Origin of the sequence: Pseudarthrobacter humi, from assembly GCF_024294965.1 — a bacterium.
GTDB classification, from domain to species: Bacteria; Actinomycetota; Actinomycetes; order Actinomycetales; family Micrococcaceae; genus Arthrobacter; species Arthrobacter humi.
The window spans coordinates 82,271-100,514 of record NZ_JANCLV010000006.1 but is presented as its reverse complement, the minus strand read 5'-3'; the positions used below and the strand labels follow the sequence as shown (position 1 = coordinate 100,514).

At 65.0% G+C, this 18,244-nt stretch carries 17 protein-coding genes; 8 read left to right on the top strand and 9 right to left on the bottom strand.

What is annotated here, in order from left to right; genetic code table 11:
* Positions 1–12: 12 nt before the first annotated feature.
* Entirely contained in the window at positions 13–1,863 is a 1,851-nt protein-coding gene (locus NFC73_RS10760) for a serine/threonine protein kinase (RefSeq protein WP_254750043.1), read from the bottom strand.
* A 138-nt stretch (positions 1,864–2,001) separates the two neighbouring features.
* On the opposite strand from NFC73_RS10760, the gene lipB reads away from it, so the two are divergent.
* The 4 genes from lipB (at position 2,002) to NFC73_RS10740 (ending at position 4,971) form a co-directional block, all read left to right on the top strand.
* Positions 2,002–2,670: a lipoyl(octanoyl) transferase LipB gene (lipB, locus tag NFC73_RS10755; protein WP_254750041.1), complete on the top strand. Its 669-nt coding sequence runs from the start codon at positions 2,002–2,004 to the stop codon at positions 2,668–2,670.
* On the top strand, positions 2,667–3,674 hold the full coding sequence (gene lipA, locus NFC73_RS10750) for a lipoyl synthase (RefSeq protein ID WP_252609145.1): 1,008 nt from the start codon (positions 2,667–2,669) through the stop codon (positions 3,672–3,674). Before lipB ends, lipA begins: the two co-directional genes overlap by 4 nt.
* Before the next feature lie 86 nt (positions 3,675–3,760).
* Positions 3,761–4,513, top strand: coding sequence for a DUF4191 domain-containing protein (locus NFC73_RS10745; RefSeq protein ID WP_254750039.1), 753 nt, complete (start codon positions 3,761–3,763; stop codon positions 4,511–4,513).
* Between the two features lie 101 nt (positions 4,514–4,614).
* Complete coding sequence (locus NFC73_RS10740) at positions 4,615–4,971, top strand: DUF3817 domain-containing protein (RefSeq protein WP_254750037.1); 357 nt, start codon at positions 4,615–4,617, stop codon at positions 4,969–4,971.
* 103 nt (positions 4,972–5,074) lie between these two features.
* Here the strand turns inward: NFC73_RS10740 and NFC73_RS10735 are convergent, their stop codons facing one another.
* Positions 5,075–5,512: an RDD family protein gene (locus tag NFC73_RS10735; RefSeq protein WP_254750035.1), complete on the bottom strand. Its 438-nt coding sequence runs from the start codon at positions 5,510–5,512 to the stop codon at positions 5,075–5,077.
* Between the two features lie 284 nt (positions 5,513–5,796).
* On the opposite strand from NFC73_RS10735, the gene glnA (NFC73_RS10730) reads away from it, so the two are divergent.
* On the top strand, positions 5,797–7,221 hold the full coding sequence (glnA, locus tag NFC73_RS10730; RefSeq protein WP_254750033.1) for a type I glutamate--ammonia ligase: 1,425 nt from the start codon (positions 5,797–5,799) through the stop codon (positions 7,219–7,221).
* Positions 7,222–7,488: 267 nt separating this feature from the next.
* Here the strand turns inward: glnA (NFC73_RS10730) and NFC73_RS10725 are convergent, their stop codons facing one another.
* The 4 genes from NFC73_RS10725 to glnA (NFC73_RS10710) all read right to left on the bottom strand — a co-directional run bounded on the left by NFC73_RS10725 (position 7,489) and on the right by glnA (NFC73_RS10710) (position 12,884).
* On the bottom strand, positions 7,489–8,019 hold the full coding sequence (locus tag NFC73_RS10725) for a GNAT family N-acetyltransferase (RefSeq protein WP_372494640.1): 531 nt from the start codon (positions 8,017–8,019) through the stop codon (positions 7,489–7,491).
* Positions 8,016–8,459: a VOC family protein gene (locus NFC73_RS10720; protein ID WP_254750031.1), complete on the bottom strand. Its 444-nt coding sequence runs from the start codon at positions 8,457–8,459 to the stop codon at positions 8,016–8,018. The genes NFC73_RS10725 and NFC73_RS10720 overlap by 4 nt, the downstream gene beginning before the upstream one ends.
* A 66-nt stretch (positions 8,460–8,525) precedes the next feature.
* Complete coding sequence (locus NFC73_RS10715; RefSeq protein ID WP_254750029.1) at positions 8,526–11,537, bottom strand: bifunctional [glutamine synthetase] adenylyltransferase/[glutamine synthetase]-adenylyl-L-tyrosine phosphorylase; 3,012 nt, start codon at positions 11,535–11,537, stop codon at positions 8,526–8,528.
* Between the two features lie 6 nt (positions 11,538–11,543).
* Positions 11,544–12,884 (bottom strand): type I glutamate--ammonia ligase, encoded by a 1,341-nt coding sequence (gene glnA / locus NFC73_RS10710; RefSeq protein WP_056342417.1) that lies wholly within the window; start codon positions 12,882–12,884, stop codon positions 11,544–11,546.
* A 264-nt stretch (positions 12,885–13,148) separates the two neighbouring features.
* Between glnA (NFC73_RS10710) and panB the strand changes: the two genes are divergently transcribed.
* Positions 13,149–14,054: a 3-methyl-2-oxobutanoate hydroxymethyltransferase gene (gene panB, locus NFC73_RS10705; protein ID WP_254750027.1), complete on the top strand. Its 906-nt coding sequence runs from the start codon at positions 13,149–13,151 to the stop codon at positions 14,052–14,054.
* Positions 14,055–14,096: 42 nt separating this feature from the next.
* Here the strand turns inward: panB and NFC73_RS10700 are convergent, their stop codons facing one another.
* Positions 14,097–14,264 carry an SPOR domain-containing protein gene (locus NFC73_RS10700; RefSeq protein ID WP_141140108.1) on the bottom strand — a complete coding sequence of 56 codons (168 nt, stop codon included), beginning with the start codon at positions 14,262–14,264 and terminating at the stop codon, positions 14,097–14,099.
* Between the two features lie 121 nt (positions 14,265–14,385).
* Here NFC73_RS10700 and map point away from each other — a divergent pair, with 121 nt between their 5' ends.
* The gene (gene map / locus NFC73_RS10695; protein WP_254750025.1) at positions 14,386–15,264 is read left to right on the top strand and encodes a type I methionyl aminopeptidase; all 879 of its coding nucleotides are present in this window, start codon (positions 14,386–14,388) and stop codon (positions 15,262–15,264) included.
* Positions 15,265–15,322: 58 nt separating this feature from the next.
* A complete protein-coding gene (ppgK, locus tag NFC73_RS10690; RefSeq protein ID WP_254750023.1) occupies positions 15,323–16,126 on the top strand; it encodes a polyphosphate--glucose phosphotransferase in 804 nt (267 codons plus the stop codon).
* 77 nt (positions 16,127–16,203) lie between these two features.
* Here ppgK and nrdR read toward each other — a convergent pair whose 3' ends face one another.
* Positions 16,204–16,710, bottom strand: coding sequence for a transcriptional regulator NrdR (gene nrdR, locus NFC73_RS10685; RefSeq protein ID WP_254750021.1), 507 nt, complete (start codon positions 16,708–16,710; stop codon positions 16,204–16,206).
* Between the two features lie 151 nt (positions 16,711–16,861).
* Positions 16,862–18,238 carry a histidinol dehydrogenase gene (hisD, locus tag NFC73_RS10680; RefSeq protein WP_254750019.1) on the bottom strand — a complete coding sequence of 459 codons (1,377 nt, stop codon included), beginning with the start codon at positions 18,236–18,238 and terminating at the stop codon, positions 16,862–16,864.
* Between the last annotated feature and the right edge of the window lie 6 nt (positions 18,239–18,244).

Genomic DNA, 18,244 nt, shown 5'->3' with positions numbered 1-18,244 from the left:
TGGTGTAACCAGTCAGGACCCAGGCAGGACGTCCGTGATCCGCCACCGGCCATCAACGGAGACCAGCACCAGCCGGAGGTTCCGGGCAGCCACCGGTGTGCCCGCCGCCACGACTGCCCCGGACGCGTCTTTCTCCACATACGGCGACGTGGCTGACGTGACAGCAACAACCACCTGGCCGGGTGGACTGCCAGGCTGGACCTGCAGGTTCGATACGGAACTGGTGAATCCGGCCAGGACGTGGCCGGACTCCTGGAGCCCGGCCTTGAGACCGGCATCCGCGGCAGCGGCAGCAGATCCCGGGGCATTCACCAGATCCAGCAGCTCCAGCCGGCCGGAGCTGAAGGCTACGGACCTCACCGCGGCCAGTCCTTGGACTGCTTGAAGCGGGTCCGCCGAGGTCAGCTGCGCCGCGGCGCCTGCCGCGACGCCAGTGGCGGCGAACAATGGTTCCACCCCTCCGGCATCCGCACTCTCCGCCACCGCCTCTGGCCAAGCTGGCGCCCCCCACGGACCATCCGGCCCAAAGACGCCGGCGGCCCAGATAGCGCCTGCCAGGATCGCACCCGCTCCCACCGGCAACAGCACTGTGCCCCGATTGTGCCCGGCCGTCCCTGAGCGCACACGGCGCCGGGACGGGCCCGGGGCCACCGATTTCGACGACGTCACCGTCCGACGCCTCGCACCGTCGTTGGATTCGTGATCCTTCGAGACAGGTTCCACGGCATGTCTGCCTCGCAGCGCCAGCATGTTACCGTCGCCCACCTGGACCGGTGCGGCGAGGCTTCCTGCCGCTGGCGCCCCGGCCTTACTTGCTCCGGGCATCTCCGTTTTCTCCCCGGCCGGGAATGGAAGGACCTGCCGCACCCCCACCAGCCCGGACCAACGCGACGTCGAGATCCGGCGCCGCCAGGCCCGGAGACCATTCCGCAGCGCGCCGCCGGAATGTTCCGGGACGGGGCGCCGCGTCAGCAGCTGCGGGATAACCGTGGCGTGGACGGAGGAGGCGAGGTCCACCGGCAACGGTGGGGCACTTCGGTAGACCGCCGTCGCCAGCTCAACAGCCGTGGGCCTGAGCCGCCGGTCCTCATTAAGGCCAGCCTCCAGGGCCGCGGCCAGCTCGACTGGAACGTCAGGGAGCAGGAGGGAAAGAGGCGGACGGTCGGCGGTACGGCGTGGCGGCTGGCCCGTAAGGCAGTACCACCCCAGCGCCGCCACCGAGTAAACGTCGCGTTCCGGCTGCAGCCCCGCCCGCACGGCGTCCACGGGTGCCGGATCCATGAACCCCGGGGTGCCATGGTCCGGCACTGCCGAAACATCACCCACCATCCTGGCAATGCCGACGTCGGACAGCATTGGCTTGCCATGACCTGTAAAGAGGACGTTCCCGGGCGATACGTCACCGTGCGTGAACCCCTGGCCGTGCAGGTAGCCAAGTACCTGGGCAATAGGGGTGAGCACGGTGACCGTCTCCCCGATGGTGAGCTTGGCCCTGCTGCCGACCAGCTCTCCGAGGGAACCGCCGGGCGCGTAATCCAGCAGCAGCCCTAGTGTCCCTCCGTCCGTCATTGCTGATCCGGCCGGCTCGCGAAGACGGAGGGCGTCGTGGGCTTTGATGAGGTGCTGGTGGTCAAGGTCAGAAAGAATGCGGATTTCACGGCGGATGGCCTCCTCGGCGTCGGCCCCGGTTTCCCTGCCTTCGCCGGGATCTGTCGCGCGGCTGTGCCCTGCACCGAGGCATTTAAGCGCAAACTCGCGGCCTGTCCCTTCTTCCGTAACCAGCCACACCGTTGAACTTCCCCCGCGGCCCAGCACGCGGCCCACCAGGAACCCAGGAACCACGGGGGCAGTGAAATCGTCCATGACTCATGTCTAGCGGAATCCGGGAATGCCTGCAGAAGTTATCCACAGGCCCACTGGATCCGACAAAGCACGACCGGTGCATGAGAGGTCCGACACTATGTCCGGACCCGTCGCGGATCGGGGTCTAAGCTTGACGGCATGACTCTTGAGTTTTCACAGGTGGGTCTCGCCCCGGACTTCGTTGACTACACGCGCGGCTGGGATCTGCAGCGCGGGATCCACAGCAGGGTCGTCGCAGCCGAAGCGCCCAGCACTGTCCTCATCCTTGAACATGCCGCCGTCTATACAGCGGGCAAACTCACGGAAGAGCACGAACGCCCGCTGGACGGTACGCCCGTCGTTGCGGTGGACCGCGGCGGAAAGCTGACCTGGCACGGCCCCGGCCAGCTGATCGCGTATCCGATCCTCAAGCTGAAGAACCGGTCCGGCATCCGAGACTACGTTGAGCGGCTCGAAGCCGTCATGATCGCGGTCATGGCTGACTATGGCATCAACGCAGAGCGCATCAAGGGACGCGCCGGCGTGTGGATCACGGCTGACAGCAAGGGCCCGGACCGGAAGATTGCTGCAATTGGCATCCGCGTCCTGGACGGGGTCACAATGCACGGCGTCGCCATTAACTGCAACAATGATCTGGCGCCTTATGCCCAGATCATCGCCTGTGGCATCACCGACGCCAGCGTCACCACAATGTCCATCGAGACCGGCAGGAACATCGCCCCGAGCGATATCGCGGACCGGTTCGTGGAAGAATTTCGCAAGCACGAAGAAGCACTCGTTTCAAGCCCTGAGGGAGCACTCCTGTGACACTGGCACCAGAAGGCCGGAAGCTGCTGCGCGTTGAGCAGCGTAACTCTGCAGTACCTGTGGAGCGGAAGCCGGAGTGGATCAAGGCGAAGGTCCAGATGGGTCCGGAGTATGTCCAGCTCAAGAACCTGGTCAAGAAGGAAGGCCTGCACACGGTGTGTGAGGAGGCCGGCTGCCCGAACATTTTCGAGTGCTGGGAAGACAAGGAAGCCACGTTCCTGATCGGCGGGTCCGAATGCACCCGGCGCTGTGATTTCTGCCAGATCGACACGGGCAAGCCGTCCCCGGTGGACATGTTCGAGCCCACGAAGGTGGCCCGCTCGGTCCTGGCCATGCAGCTGCGCTACGCCACGGTCACGGGGGTGGCCCGGGATGACCTGGCCGATGAGGGTGTGTGGCTGTACGCCGAGACGGTCCGGAAGATCCACGAGCTGAACCCGGGCACCGGCGTCGAACTTTTGATTCCTGACTTCTCCGGCAAGCCCGAGCACATCGCGGCGATCTGTGATTCGAAGCCTGAGGTCTTCGCGCACAACGTCGAGACCGTGCCGCGGATCTTCAAGCGGATCCGGCCCGCGTTCCGGTACGACCGGTCCCTGGATGTCATCACCCAGGGCCGCAAGCTGGGCATGGTGACCAAGTCCAACCTGATCCTGGGCATGGGCGAGACCCGCGAGGAGATCTCCGAGGCGCTGCGGGACCTGCACGAGGCAGGGTGTGACCTGATCACCATCACCCAGTACCTGCGCCCCAGTGAGCGGCACCTGCCGGTGGACCGCTGGGTCAAGCCGCAGGAGTTCGTGGACCTCCAGGACGAGGCCAACGAGATCGGCTTCCTCGGCGTCATGAGTGGCCCGCTGGTCCGCTCCTCCTACCGCGCCGGCCGGCTCTGGGCCACCGCGATGCGCAAGAAGGGCTGGGAAATCCCCGCCGAACTCGCCCACATCGAGTCCTCCGGCAGCACCCGCCAGGAAGCCAGCTCACTGCTCGCCGCCCATTCCTGAGCCGTAGTTTGCTATCCCTGAGGGCCGGCACCGGACATTCTCCGGCGTCCGGCCCTCAGGCATAAATCACGTAGAATTGAGGAACTATGGCGAACTCCCCTGATTCCAGTAACAGCACTCCGGCGGCATCTGACGCCCCGAAGCGTGGCCTCTTCTCGCGCAAGCCAAAAGAAGCAAAGGTCAAGAAGCCCAGCCGGCTCAAGCAGATCGGCGAAGTCTTTAACATGACCCGCCGCCATGATCCCATGGTCCCGTGGCTGATGCTGCTGGTGTTCCTGGGTGTTGTGGCTGTCAGCTTCCTGGTCGGATTTTGGCTGGAAAACTGGATCACCGGCCTGCTCATCGGTATTCCGTTGGGCCTCCTCGGCGCCACCCTGATCCTCTCGCGACGTGCCGAACGCGCCGCGTTCGCCCAGATTGAGAACCAGCCCGGCGCCTCCGGCGCGGCACTGGGCACGCTGAAGCGCGGTTGGATCACCGAGGACCAGCCGGTTGCCGTCAACCCGCGCACGCAGGACGCCGTGTTCCGCGCCGTCGGCCGTCCCGGCGTCGTCCTCGTCAGCGAAGGCCCCTCCATCCGCGTCAAGCCAATGCTCGACGCCGAGCGCAAACGCCTCGCGCGCATCCTCCCGAACGTCACGGTCCACATGATCGAAAGCGGCAAGGGCGAGGGCCAGGTTCCCATCAGCCAGGTAGCCAAGAAAATGGGCAAGCTCAAGAACGAACTGACCAAGCTTGAAGTGAATGCGGTATCCAAGCGCATTTCCTCGCTGGGCAACCGCCTCCCGATTCCCAAGGGAATCGATCCTTACAAAGCGCGCCCCAACCGCGGACGCTGAGACCCTTGAACCGCCCTGATTCCGGCTTTGCCGGAACCAGGGCGGTTTTTGTCTGCCGGACGCCGCCGAACCAGGCGGGCACATTGATTGGAAATAGCTACATGACGATTCCCGTGAGAACCCTTGTTATCCGCGCCTTCCGCATCCTGGCTGTTGCCGAAGCCTTCAGCTGGGCTGCCCTGCTGGCGGGCATGTACTTCAAGTGGATCGCCAAGACCACCGAACTGGGTGTGGAGATCGCAGGACCCATCCATGGCGCGCTGTTTGTGGGCTACGGCATCGCCGCCCTCGCCCTCTGGCGGCTCCAGCGGTGGCCCTTCGTTGTGGCCCTGTTCGCAGGACTGTCTGCAGTGTTCCCGTTCGCCACCATCGCGTTCGAACGCTGGGCCGGAAGGCGCGGCCACCTGACGCCCCGCACGGCTGTTCCCGCCGGGACAAAGGAAACAGCGGGGGTCTGACGGCGCACTGGCCGTATTCGGAGCTGTCAGGTGTTCTCGGGCGTCAGGGTGTTCTCGGGCGTCAGGTGCCGGCGAACCGGCACGGCCGGGTTCCTGATTACTGCTAGCGCCGCACGAGGACGGTGTTCATCGCCCTGTCGTGCAGACCACGATGGTCCGGATCGAAAATTACGGCGGGAATCACCAGGCACAGCAGCACTGACCTCACCACGGCGGCCATTGGACCCGCGGGCCCGCCGCCCAGTCGCAGCACCTGGATCCCGGCCACGCGGTGGCCGATGCTGTAACCGAGGGTGCCCACAAGCAGCATTTGTTCCGCGGCGAAAATCGCCAACGTGGCCCAGGAGTCACCGCCGAAGGCAAAGTTGCTGATCAGCAGGGCAATCCCCCAGTCAAGGATGATGGCGAGGATGCGCCTGCCCGCCCTGGCGATGGAGCCGGAACCGGATTCGGGCAATCCCAGGCGCTCCCCCGGGTACTTTGAGATGCCGGACGTATCCGGTCCGCCGAGCCAGGAACCAATGTCATTGCGATCTACCACCGTCCAAGCTTACCGACTCACCGCCGACCACAGAGTGGAAGCCGTTGGACCACACTACGGACACCGGATAGCGTTACCTGGTCAGGACAATTCTGTAACCTGAACAGCGCATTCTGTAACCTGCCCGAAACAATGTGGACACTGACGGGAAATGACGTGTCCATAGGCTGATAGCAGTTTCAAGCAATACCTCCCAAGCAGGGAAACTTGGTTTCCCTGCCCTTCGGATTGCGCTGGATCAGTTGGCTTGCCAGCCAGATATTACATATGCGTAAGGAGCATAGATGTTCAAGACTGCGGACGAAGTCCTCAAGTTCATCAAGGACGAAGATATTAAATTCGTCGATATCCGCTTCACCGATCTCCCGGGTGTGCAGCAGCACTTCAACGTGCCGGCAAAGAGCGTCGACGCGGACTTCTTCGTCAACGGCCAGCTCTTCGATGGTTCCTCCATCCGCGGATTCCAGGGCATCGCCGAATCCGACATGCAGCTGATCCCGGACGTCACCACCGCATTCCTGGACACCTTCCGCATGGAGAAGACCCTTGCGCTGAACTTCTCCATCGTGAACCCCCGCACCGGAGACCCTTACCACCGCGACCCCCGCGGCGTGGCCGAAAAGGCTGAGGCCTACCTCGCCTCCACGGGCATCGCTGACACCGCGTTCTTCGCTCCCGAAGCCGAATTCTTCGTCTTCGACAACGTCCAGTACCAGTCCTTCCCCGAGGGCAGCTTCTACAAGATCGACTCCGAAGAAGCACACTGGAACACGGGCCGAGAAGAAGACGGCGGAAACCTCGGCTACAAGACCCCCATCAAGGGCGGCTACTTCCCGGTTTCCCCCACCGACAAGCAGGCTGACCTCCGCGACGCCATGTGCATCGCCCTCGATGAGGCCGGCCTCGAGGTCGAGCGCAGCCACCACGAAGTAGGCTCCGCCGGCCAGGCTGAAATCAACTACAAGTTCACCACCCTGACCCACGCCGCAGACGACCTGCAGAAGTTCAAGTACGTCGTCAAGAACACGGCCGACGCCTGGGGCAAGTCCGTGACCTTCATGCCGAAGCCGGTCTTTGGCGACAACGGTTCGGGCATGCACTGCCACCAGTCGCTGTGGACCAACGGCGAGCCGCTGTTCTACGACGAAAAAGGCTACGCCGGCCTGTCCGACATGGCCCGCTGGTACATCGGCGGCCTGCTGAAGCACTCCTCGGCCGTCCTCGCCTTCACCAACCCGACGGTGAACTCCTACCGCCGCCTGGTCAAGGGCTTCGAAGCTCCGGTCAACATGGTGTACTCGCAGGGCAACCGCTCCGCCGGTATCCGTATCCCCATCACGGGTTCCAATCCCAAGGCCAAGCGCATTGAGTTCCGCGCTCCGGACCCCTCGTCCAACCCGTACCTGGCCTTCGCTGCCCAGCTGATGGCCGGCATTGACGGCATCCGCAACCGCATCGAACCGCCGGCTCCGATCGACAAGGACCTCTACGAGCTGCCCGCCGAGGAAGCCAAGGACATCCCGAAGGCTCCGGGCTCGCTGGAAGAGGCACTGGAGGCCCTGCGCGAGGACAACGAGTTCCTGCAGGCAGGTGGCGTGTTCACCCAGGACCTGATCGACACCTGGATCGAGTACAAGTACGAGTACGAGATCCGCCCGCTGTCCCTGCGCCCGAACCCGTACGAGTTCGAGCTCTACTACGGCGTCTAGCCAGATCCGCGGCTGAACCCGTTCAGTCCGCCAAAAAGTCCGCCGGGACTGCCAGCGTCAATGCTGCAGGCCGGGCGGACTTTTTTGTCCCTAAGGTGGGGGCTGACTCCAGACGTGCTGAGACCAGAAGCCAGCCCCCTGACATGTGCTCCCCGAGACGAAGACTTTTCAAGCCTTCCCCCCAACAAGGTTTGAAGAACACCGCCAATCCACATGATCGATCAATGTGGAGCCGGAGGCAATGCCTGGCCGCCGTGTCTTGACGAATTATCCCGTGAAACTCCGGTACATGGTCCGTTGCGGTCCGGAACTGCCGCCCAGGTACTGCCCCTGGTCCACAAACCCGGCGGTCCTGTACGCGGACAACCCGGCCGGGTTGGTTTCGTTGACGGAGAGCACGACGCCGGCCTCGTGGGTTCCGCGCCTGGCGGTCAGTTTCGCGGCGGCGTCCACTGCGGACGTGGCCGCCAGCGGCCCGAGGCCTTGCCCCTGGTGGCGCCTGTCGATCAGGAAACCGCGCAACAGCCACGCAGAGTCCTCGTCCGGCCAGCCGGCCAGGCGCGCGGCACCGGCCTGGAGGGTCAGCACGCCAACGGCGTAGCCCGCAGCCTCCACGACATAGGGGAACCGCGATTCCTCCTCCAGTCCCGCCAGGACCATGCGGAGCGGGTCACCCACGAAGATGCTTTGTCCTGGGCCCAGTTCAAGGTCGGCTACCTCACCCAGCTGGATGGCAAGGGCATCACCGTCGAGGTCATCCAGGGCGATGAGCCAGACTGAATCAACCCGGGTTTTCAGGTCGGCTGTCCGTCTGGTCCGGCGGGAGCTCCGTCGTCGGCAGGTGGACCGGCAGGGTCCATCCAGAGGACCTCCCACAGGTGCCCGTCCGGGTCCTGGAAACTGTGGTTATACATAAAGCCGTAGTCCTGGACCTCCTGCGACGGGGCGCCGCCGGCTGCCAGCGCCTTGCGTACCGTTGCGTCGACGGCTTCCTTGCTGTCCACCGAAAAGGCCATGATGGCCTCTGTGGAACTGGAAGCGTCGGCTACATCTCTGGAGGTGAAGGTTTTGAAGAAACCCTCCACGAGGAGCATGACAAAGGCGTTGTCGTTGATGATCATGCAGGTCGCGTTTTCATCGGTGTAGTCCGGGTTGAACGAGAAGTCCAGGGCGGTGAAGAAATCGACGGACCGCTTCAGGTCCTTGACGGGCAGGTTCACGTAAATTTGCGTTGCCATGGCCCCCAACCTAGCACCGCACCGCCGCGGCTGTCTGCAGCCCTCCGGGGAGGACCCGGACAGCCGCTAACGGCCGTAGAAGGCCTTCTCGAACACGGCCCGGGCCCGCCGGCTCAGGCGGAGGTAGTCCTCTTCCAGGGTGGCCGCGTTGCCAGGTTCGTAGCCGCACCAGCGGGCCACCGCCTCAAGGTCCCCGCGTGCGGACGGCAGCGTGTCCGACGCCCTGCCGCTCCAGATGACGTTGGCGGACCGGATCCGGCTGGCGAGCCGCCACGCGTCGGCCAGCAGTTTCGCGTCAGGCCCGGCGAGCAGGTCCAGTGCAGCCGCCGCTTCCAGGGCCTCCACCGTGGACGTGGTCCGCAGTTCCGGGTGCTTGGCCGCGTGCTGGAGCTGAAGGAGCTGCACCAGCCACTCGACGTCGCTCAGTCCGCCGCGGCCAAGCTTCACGTGGCGTGCCGGATCCGCCCCGCGCGGCAACCGCTCCGCTTCCACCCGCGCTTTGACCCTGCGAACCTCCCTGACGTCCTGCTCCGAAATCGACTCCGGGTACCTGATGGGGTCGATGAGCGCCAGGAAGTCCTCGGCCAGGGCATCGTCGCCCGCCATCGGCCGGGCCCGCAGCAGCGCCTGCGCTTCCCAGATCAACGACCACCGGCGGTAATACTCGGCGAACGAATCGAGCGAGCGGACCATGGCCCCGTTCTTGCCCTCGGGCCGAAGATCCGCGTCCATCTGCAGCACCCGCTCGGCCATGATGGCCGGCTTGAGCGGCTGCGTGAGCAGGCTGGAGATCTTGGCGACAATCCGGGCCGCCTGATCCTGCGCTTCATCGTCCGTATAGCCCGGCAACGCGCGGTGCACGTACATGACGTCGGCGTCGGAGCCGTAGCCGATCTCGCGGCCGCCCTGGCGGCCCATCGCCACCACCAATACCGCGGTCTTGAGCGGTCCCGCAGCAGAGACGATGCCTTCGGCCACGCGCAGCGCGCCCAGCACAGCTGCCCGGTCGGTGTCAGCCAGCGCCGCGCCCACCTGGTCCTGGTTGAGAAGCCCGGCAGAATCGGCGATCGCGATCCGGAGGATCTCCCGGCGCCTAATGAGCCGGATCAGCCTGATGGCGTTTTCCGGGTCCGAGTGGCGCGACATTTTGGACGCGATCTCCTGCCACTGGGCTTCGAAGCCCAATGGCACGAGGTCTTTGTTGGTGCCCAGCCACGCCACCGACTCCGGCGAAACCTCCAAAAGATCCGCAATCAGGCGTGAGTTGGAGAGCACGTTGCATAGCCGTTCAGCCGCCGCTGTGGAATCCCGGAGCATGCCCAGATACCAGTGGGTAGTGCCAAGGGCCTCACTGACGCGCCGGAATGCGAGCAGCCCGGCGTCGGGATCAACACCTTCGGCGAGCCAGTCCAGCAGGACGGGCAGCAGCTGGCGTTGCAGGGCTGCCCGCCGGCTGACACCTGCGGTGAGTGCCTCGATATGCCGCATGGCGCCCTGCGGGTCACGATAGCCCAGCGCGGCGAGGCGGCCCTGGGCGGCCTCCGGCGTCAGCCTGGCGTCCTCGCTGCTGAGTTTGGCCGCGGTGTTAAGCAGCGGACGGTAGAAAATCCGTTCGTGCAGTTCGCGGACAGAGCGTTTGGTCTTCTGCCAGGTGGCCAGCAGCGAAGCCGGCGGCGGCCTGTCATTGGAAAAGGGGCTAAGCACTGCCTTTGCGAGGGCGCGCTGTGCCGCTTCGCTGACAGGCATCAGGTGTGTCCGCCGGAGCTGGAACAGCTGGATGCGGTGTTCCAGGAGGCGAAGGTACCGGTACGCGTGATCGAAAGCGGCGGCGTCGGACCTGCCGATGTAGCCTCCGGCCGAGAGTGCCGCTATTGCCGCGGTGGTATCCCTGCGCCGAATGGTTTCGTCGGATTTTCCGTGCACCAGCTGGAGCAGCTGCACGGTGAACTCCACGTCCCGGAGGCCGCCGCGGCCGAGTTTGATCTGCCGCTGTTCCTCCGCCGCAGGGATATGCTCTGTAACCCTTCGGCGCATCGCCTGCACGGACTCCACGAACCCTTCGCGGCCCGCGGAGCTCCAGATCAATGGGGCAACGGCTTTTTCGTAGCGTTCCCCCAGGTCCTTGTCACCGGCGATGGTCCGCGCCTTCAGGAGCGCCTGGAATTCCCAGCTCTCGGCCCAGCGGGCGTAGTAGCTTTCGTGTGAGGCCAAGGTTCGGACCAGTGGGCCGGACTTGCCCTCCGGCCGCAGGTTGGCATCCACTTCCCAGAGACCGGGCTCACGTGCCACGGAGGAGATCGCCCGGGAAATACCGGTGGCCAAGGCTGTGCCGATAGTACTGGCACGGGCGTCGTCCAGGTCGCCGGCGTCGATCACGTAGATGACGTCGACGTCGGAAATATAGTTCAGTTCCCGCGCTCCGCATTTGCCCATCCCGATGACGGCAAGGCCAACGGCGGCCACGTCCCCGGCGCTGAACTGCTCGGCAGCCTCGGCACGGGAAACTGCCAGTGCGGCTTCGATCGCGGCTCCCGCCAGGTCAGCGAGTTCAGCTCCGACGGCGGGCATAAAATCCAGCGGGTCAGCAGAGCACATGTCCTTGACCGCCAGGTCCACCACCCCGCGGCGGTAGGCCGACCGCAGCGCCGCATAGGCGTCGGCTCCGGTCATTCCCGCCACGGGCCGTGCTGACCCGGGCTCCGCGAGGACGGATCTCAGGAGGACAGAGCGGAGGTGTTCCGGGTCTGCCTGAAGTGGCTCGGGACTGGCCGTGACGTCAAAGGCGTCCAGGTGCTCAGGGTGCCGGATGAGGAATTCACCCAGCGCTTCGGAGGCCCCGAGCACCCGGTAGAGCGGCTCGCTGACCTCCGGGTCGGCCGCGGCCAGCTCCCGGAGACCGGGGTGCTTTTCGATCAGCCGCACCAGTGACTGCAGTGCGGTGTCGGGGTTGGCGGCCATTTGCAGGCCAGCGAAAATCCTGTCCGGGTCCAGGCCGTCCAGTTCCGGGGCAGCAAGGAAGCGCTCACCCTTCTCCAGGTCACTGAAGCCGGCTGAGATGAGGCGGCGTGCGAGGCTCACCGCCGCCTAGAGAATGCCGAGGTTGCGCTGCAGTTCGTAGGGCGTCACCTGGAGCCGGTAGTCCTGCCATTCGGCACGTTTGTTGCGCAGGAAGTGCTCGAAGACCTGCTCGCCGAGGATCTGGGGCATCAGTTCGGAGTCCTCCATGGACCGGATGGCATCGTGAAGGCTGGCGGGCAGGGGGTCGTGACCCATGGCACGGCGCTCTGCGGAGCTCAGTGACCAGACGTCGTCCTCTGCTGCGGCGGGCAGGTCGTAGCCTTCTTCGATCCCCTTAAGCCCGGCCCCCAGCAGGACGGCGTAGGCAAGGTAGGGGTTCGCTGCCGAATCGATGCCGCGGTATTCGATGCGGGCCGACTGGCCCTTGCCGGGCTTGTACAGCGGGACCCGGACCAGTGCCGACCGGTTGTTGTGGCCCCAGCTGAGGTAGCTGGGCGCTTCGCCGCCGCCCCAGAGCCTCTTGTAGGAGTTTACGAACTGGTTGGTCACAGCCGTGAACTCGGGAGCGTGCTTCAGGATGCCTGCGATGAACTGGCGGGCCGTCTTGGAAAGCTGGAATTCGGCGCCCGCCTCGTAGAAAGCGTTGGTGTCGCCCTCGAACAGCGAGAAGTGCGTGTGCATCCCGGAACCGGGGTGGTCGGTGAATGGCTTGGGCATAAACGTGGCGTAAGTTCCCTGCTGGAGGGCCACTTCCTTGATCACCGTGCGGAACGTCATGATGTTGTCAGCGGTCTGCAGGGCGTCCGCGTAGCGCAGGTCGATCTCGTTCTGGCCCGGACCGGCTTCATGGTGGCTGAACTCCACCGAAATGCCCACGGATTCCAGCATTGTCACGGCCGTGCGGCGGAAATCCTGCGCCACGCCGCCGGGAACGTGATCGAAGTAGCCACCCTCGTCAACGGGAACCGGAGCACCGTCGGGCCCGGGCTGCTGGGACTTGAGGAGGTAGAACTCGATCTCCGGGTGCGTGTAGCACGTGAAGCCCATGTCCGCAGCCTTGGCCAGCGTGCGCTTGAGGACATTGCGCGGATCCGCGGCCGACGGTTCGCCGTCCGGGGTCAGGATGTCGCAGAACATACGCGAGGTCTGTTCGGTCTCGCCACGCCACGGCAGGATCTGGAACGTGGACGGATCCGGCTGCGCCAGCATGTCCGATTCGAACACGCGCGCCAGGCCTTCGATGGCGGAACCGTCGAAACCGAGCCCTTCCTCAAACGCCCCTTCAACCTCGGCCGGGGCAAGTGCCACCGATTTGAGTGAACCTACGACGTCGGTGAACCACAAACGTACGAACCGTACGTCGCGCTCCTCGATTGTGCGCAGGACAAACTCTTGCTGGCGGTCCATGATGGCCTCTTCTCCGGTCAATCGTTCATGCCCCGGGTCCGCGGAAGCGGCACCCGGCAGCAGTTCACCATCACTTTACTAAGCAATCGGCTCGAATGCGGGCGACGGCGCCGCACGTAACACAGCGTTTACACGGCAACCATTGACGGCCGCACCCGCAGGTGGCAAAAATGCCCTTGGCGGGCACATGAATATGACGCGGATCACGGTCCGCCAGCCCGCCTGCGGTGGCTAGGACTGCTGCTGCCGCATTACGCTCTTGCCATGGCCTCAACCAATAGCTCTGAGTCAAGCGCGTCCGCTGAAGTACACGCACCCTACGGAAACGGACCTGCACCGGTGCAGCCGCCGTCGTCGGAAGTGAACTCGAAGCCCGCACCCAGAGTGCGTATCCACCACCTGCAGCAGGCCAAGCGGGACGGCAAACGCTTCGCCATGCTGACCGCCTACGAGCAGTACAGCGCGGAGATCTTCGACCAGGCCGGCATCGAGGTCCTCCTGGTAGGCGACTCGGCGTCCAACAACGTATTCGGCAACGAGACCAGCCTGCCGGTCACTGTAGATGAACTCCTGCCCCTCTGCCGCGCCGTGGCGCGGTCCGCCAAGCGGGCCCTGGTGGTGGCGGACCTGCCGTTCGGCAGTTATGAAGTCTCGGCGCAGCAGGGTGTGGAAACAGGTGTCCGGTTCCTCAAGGAGGGGCTGGCCCATGCCGTCAAGATCGAGGGCGGAAAATACTATGCCGAAACCGTCCGGGCCATGGTCCAGGCCGGCGTCCCGGTGATGGCCCATATCGGCTTCACCCCCCAGAGTGAACACACGCTGGGCGGATACCGGGTCCAGGGCCGCGGTGATGACGCCCAGCGATTGGTTGACGACGCCGTGGCGCTGGTAGAGGCGGGGGCGTTCGCCGTCCTGATGGAAATGGTTCCGGCGGACACTGCGGCCGCCGTTGACGCGGCGGTCAGCGTGCCGACGGTGGGAATCGGCGCCGGCAACGCCACCACCGGGCAGGTGCTGGTGTGGCAGGACATGGCCGGGTTCCGCGGCGGCAAGATGGCGAAGTTCGTCAAACAGTACGCTGACCTGCGCACGACCCTCAGTGACGCGGCGAAGGCGTACGGCGACGAGGTCCGTTCAGGCCAGTTCCCCGGACCGGAACACTCCTTCTAGCAACTGACGCGCTCCCCACGCTCGCCCAGGGCCCCTCGCACGTCAGTCCTGGTCGTCCTGTTTGTCCCAGGCCTCGTTACGGGCCCGGACTTTTTCGAGGGCGTGTTCGGCCTCTTCCCGAGTTTTGTAGGGGCCGATCAGCTGGCTCCAGTCTGAGAGTGCGTCCTCTTCCACCTCGTGGGTGTTCACGTTGTACCAGTACTCAGTCATCGGTCCTCCTCGTTCCAGCCGGCCGGAGGCCCTGCCGTGATCCACGTAACTTAAACGCGGATGCGGACAGCTTGGGGCTTCCAGTTACTTGGCCTAATGCGGTGCCTTATATGATCAATCTATGCCTTCCCTAGCCTCGACTGCACCCACCGGCACCCTTACCCCCGGAACCGTCAGCCCGCTGCTCCCCGTTCCCGCGTCCATCCCGCGCCCGGAATACGTAGGCAAGCCCGGCCCGGCCAAGTTCACCGGCTCCGAGATCAAATCCGCCGAGACTGTTGAGAAAATCCGGATCGCCAGCCGGATCGCCGCACAGGCCATCGTTGAGGTGGGCAAACACATCAGGCCCGGCGTTACCACAGACCAGTTGGACAAGGTGGGCCACGAATTCCTGCTGGACCACAAGGCCTACCCGTCCACGCTTGGCTACCGCGGGTTCCCCAAGTCCCTGTGCTCGTCGCTGAATGAAGTGATCTGCCACGGCATCCCGGACAGCACCGTGGTTCAGGACGGCGACATCCTCAACATCGACATCACCGCTTTTATCAACGGAGTCCACGGCGACACGAACCACACCTTCCTGGTGGGCGACGTCGACGAGGAGTCGCGCCTGCTGGTGGAGCGCACCCGGGAATCCCTCAACCGGGCCATCAAAGCCGTGGCACCCGGCAGGGAGATCAACGTGATCGGCCGTGCCATCCAGTCCTATGCCAAGCGTTTCGGCTACGGCGTGGTGCGGGACTTCACCGGCCACGGCGTGGGCGAAGCGTTCCATACGGGCCTGATCATCCCCCACTACGATGCAGCGCCGGCCTACAGCACAGTCATCGAGGCCGGCATGGTGTTCACCATCGAACCCATGCTGACCCTCGGCACCATCGAGTGGGACATGTGGGAGGACGACTGGACAGTTGTCACCCGCGACCACAAGCGGACCGCCCAGTTTGAGCACACACTGCTGGTGACGGAATCCGGAGCCGAAATCCTCACGCTCCCCTGAAAATTTTTTCCGGTCAGCCGCCCGGCCGACCTGCCGCCCTGCCACGAACGGAACAACATTGGCCAAGAAGGACGAGAAGTCGCACAAGAACGCCCCGCTGATCGGCATTGACATCGGCGGCACGGGAATCAAGGGCGGCATTGTCGACCTGAAAAAAGGCAAGTTGCTGGGTGAGCGGTTCCGCGTGCCTACGCCCCAGCCCGCCACCCCTGACGCCGTAGCCGACGTCGTGGCGCAGGTGGTTGCCGAGCTTTCAAGCCGCCCGGAGGCTCCGGCCGCGGATTCGCCCGTGGGCGTCACCTTCCCCGGCATCATCCAGCATGGCGTGGTCCATTCGGCGGCCAACGTGGACAAGACCTGGCTCCACACCGACATTGATGCTTTGCTGACCGCACGCCTTGGCCGCCCGGTGGAGGTCATTAACGACGCCGACGCCGCCGGGCTGGCGGAGGCACGCTTTGGTGCGGGTCAGGGGGTGGATGGCACTGTCCTGGTGATCACCCTGGGCACCGGAATCGGCTCAGCATTCATCTTCGATGGCCGCCTCGTCCCCAACGCAGAACTGGGGCACCTGGAGATCGACGGCTTTGACGCCGAAAGCAAAGCCTCAGCCGTAGCCCGCGAAAGGGACGGACTGAGCTGGGAGGAATACAGCGTGCTGCTGCAGCGCTACTTCTCGCACGTGGAGTTCCTGTTCTCGCCCGAGCTGTTCATCGTTGGCGGTGGCATCTCCAAGCGCGCAGACGAATACCTGCCGCACCTCAAGCTGCGCACCCGGATCGTGCCGGCCGAACTCAAGAACGAGGCCGGGATCGTCGGTGCCGCCGTCGAAATTGGCATTAAGCACAAGCTCACAAAATAGCCGGTAGCTGCCCGGCGCCTTGGGGCAGCCGGTGCCGGTGGTGGCGGCGGCTTCCCCTCCGCGGCCACCACCGGAGCTTACAGGGGGCTCTTTTCGGAGCTCTTCGCGGGCGCTGCCCCCGGCTGCGTGCCCTCGTCCACGGACTCGTGGCGGAGCAGGGCAATGGCGGTCTCGAAGTCCTCAAGGGATTCGAAGGCCTGGTACACGCTGGCAAAACGCAGGTAGGCCACCTGGTCTAGCTTCTGCAGCGGACCAAGGATGATCAGGCCGACTTCATGGGCGTCGATCTCGGCCGCGCCCGAGGCACGGATCTGCTCCTCCACCTCCTGGGCAAGGAGCGCCAGGTCGTCTTCACTGACCGGCCGGCCCTGGCATGCTTTGCGCACGCCGTTGATGACCTTGCTGCGGCTGAAGGGTTCGCCCACTCCGGAGCGTTTGATCACCGAAAGGCTGGTGGTTTCCACGGTGGTGAACCTGCGGCCGCATTCCGGGCACTGCCGGCGCCGGCGGATGGCCGAGCCGTCGTCGGCCATGCGGCTGTCCACAACGCGGGAGTCCGGATTGCGGCAAAATGGACAGTACATGGTGTCCCCTCCCTCGATGTCTTCCGGCGCCGATGTTTCCGGCCCGGCGGACCTCTCCGTCTCTCAGTTTACGACTACATGTAGCGGAATAACAATCCTGTAATTACCACATGTAGTGGTGCCCGCAGCCGGCCCCGCGAGGCCTGCTGCGTCAGCGGGCTTCGCGGAAGCGCGCTGTGACCGCTTCACCGTGCGCCGGCAGGTCCTCGGCACCGGAGAGGCTCACAATGTGGCCGCTGACTTCCTGCAGCGCCGCCCGGCTGTAGTTGATGACCTGGATGGCGCGCAGGAAAGTGGTGACGTTCAGTCCGGAGGAAAACGCCGCGGTCCCGCTGGTAGGCAGGACGTGGTTGGAGCCGGCGCAGTAGTCGCCCAGGCTGACAGGACTGTAGTCCCCGACGAAGATCGCCCCGGCGTTCCGGATCCGCGCAGCGACAGCCGGCGCGTCAGCGGTCATGATTTCAAGGTGCTCAGCGGCGTAGGCGTCGCAGGCGGCGATGCCCTGCTCCAGGTCCTCCACCAGGACAACTCCCGACTGCGGACCGGAGAGCGCCTCGCAAACCCGGGCGGAGTGCTTGGTGCCGGCCGCCTGCCGGTCCAGTTCGGCGCGGACCGCCGCGGCCAGCTCCTCCGAGTCCGTGATGAGCACGGAAGCCGCCTGGGGGTCGTGCTCCGCCTGGCTGATCAGGTCTGCCGCCACCAGGTCAGGCTTCGCCGTTGAATCGGCCAGGATCGCGATTTCGGTGGTCCCTGCCTCAGAATCGATTCCCACCACACCCTTGACCAGGCGCTTCGCGGTAGCCACAAAAATGTTTCCGGGACCCGTGACTACATCAACGGGCTCCAGCGCCGGCCCGGCGTCATGTGCCGGCACTCCGTAAGCGAACGCAGCGATGGCCTGCGCCCCGCCGATGGCGTAGACCTCGTCGATGCCGAGCAGGGCCGCAGCCGCGAGGATGGTGGGGTGCGGGAGGCCGCCGAAGTCCTTCTGCGGCGGCGATGACAGGGCAATGGACTGCACTCCCGCAGCAAGCGCCGGGACAACATTCATGATGACCGACGACGGATAGACGGCGAGACCGCCGGGGACGTACAAGCCGACCCGCGATACCGGCACCCAGTTCTGGCTCACCAGCGCACCGTCGCCGAGCTCAACGTCGAGATCCCGCGGCCGCTGCCCGTCCGCGAAGCGCCGGGCCCGGCTGATGGATTCTTCCAATGCGCTGCGTACCGCCGGGTCCAGGTCCGCCAGCGCCCGGGCCAACGAGGCCGCGGGGACGCGGGGGTGGACCTGCTGGACTCCGTCGAAGCGGAGTGCCAGGTCGCTGAGGGCTGCGAAGCCGTTCTCGCGGACGGCTCTGATGATGTCCAGCACTTTTTGTTCCGCATCCGCCACGGTGTGTTGCTGCGCACGGGGAACAGCGGCGCGCAAACCGGCAAGCGTCAGGCCCCTGCCCCGAAGGTCGACCGTCCGGAAGCTGACAGCGGCGGCAGGCGGGGTGGCAGGAAGTTCAGGAGAAATGGTCACCGGTCC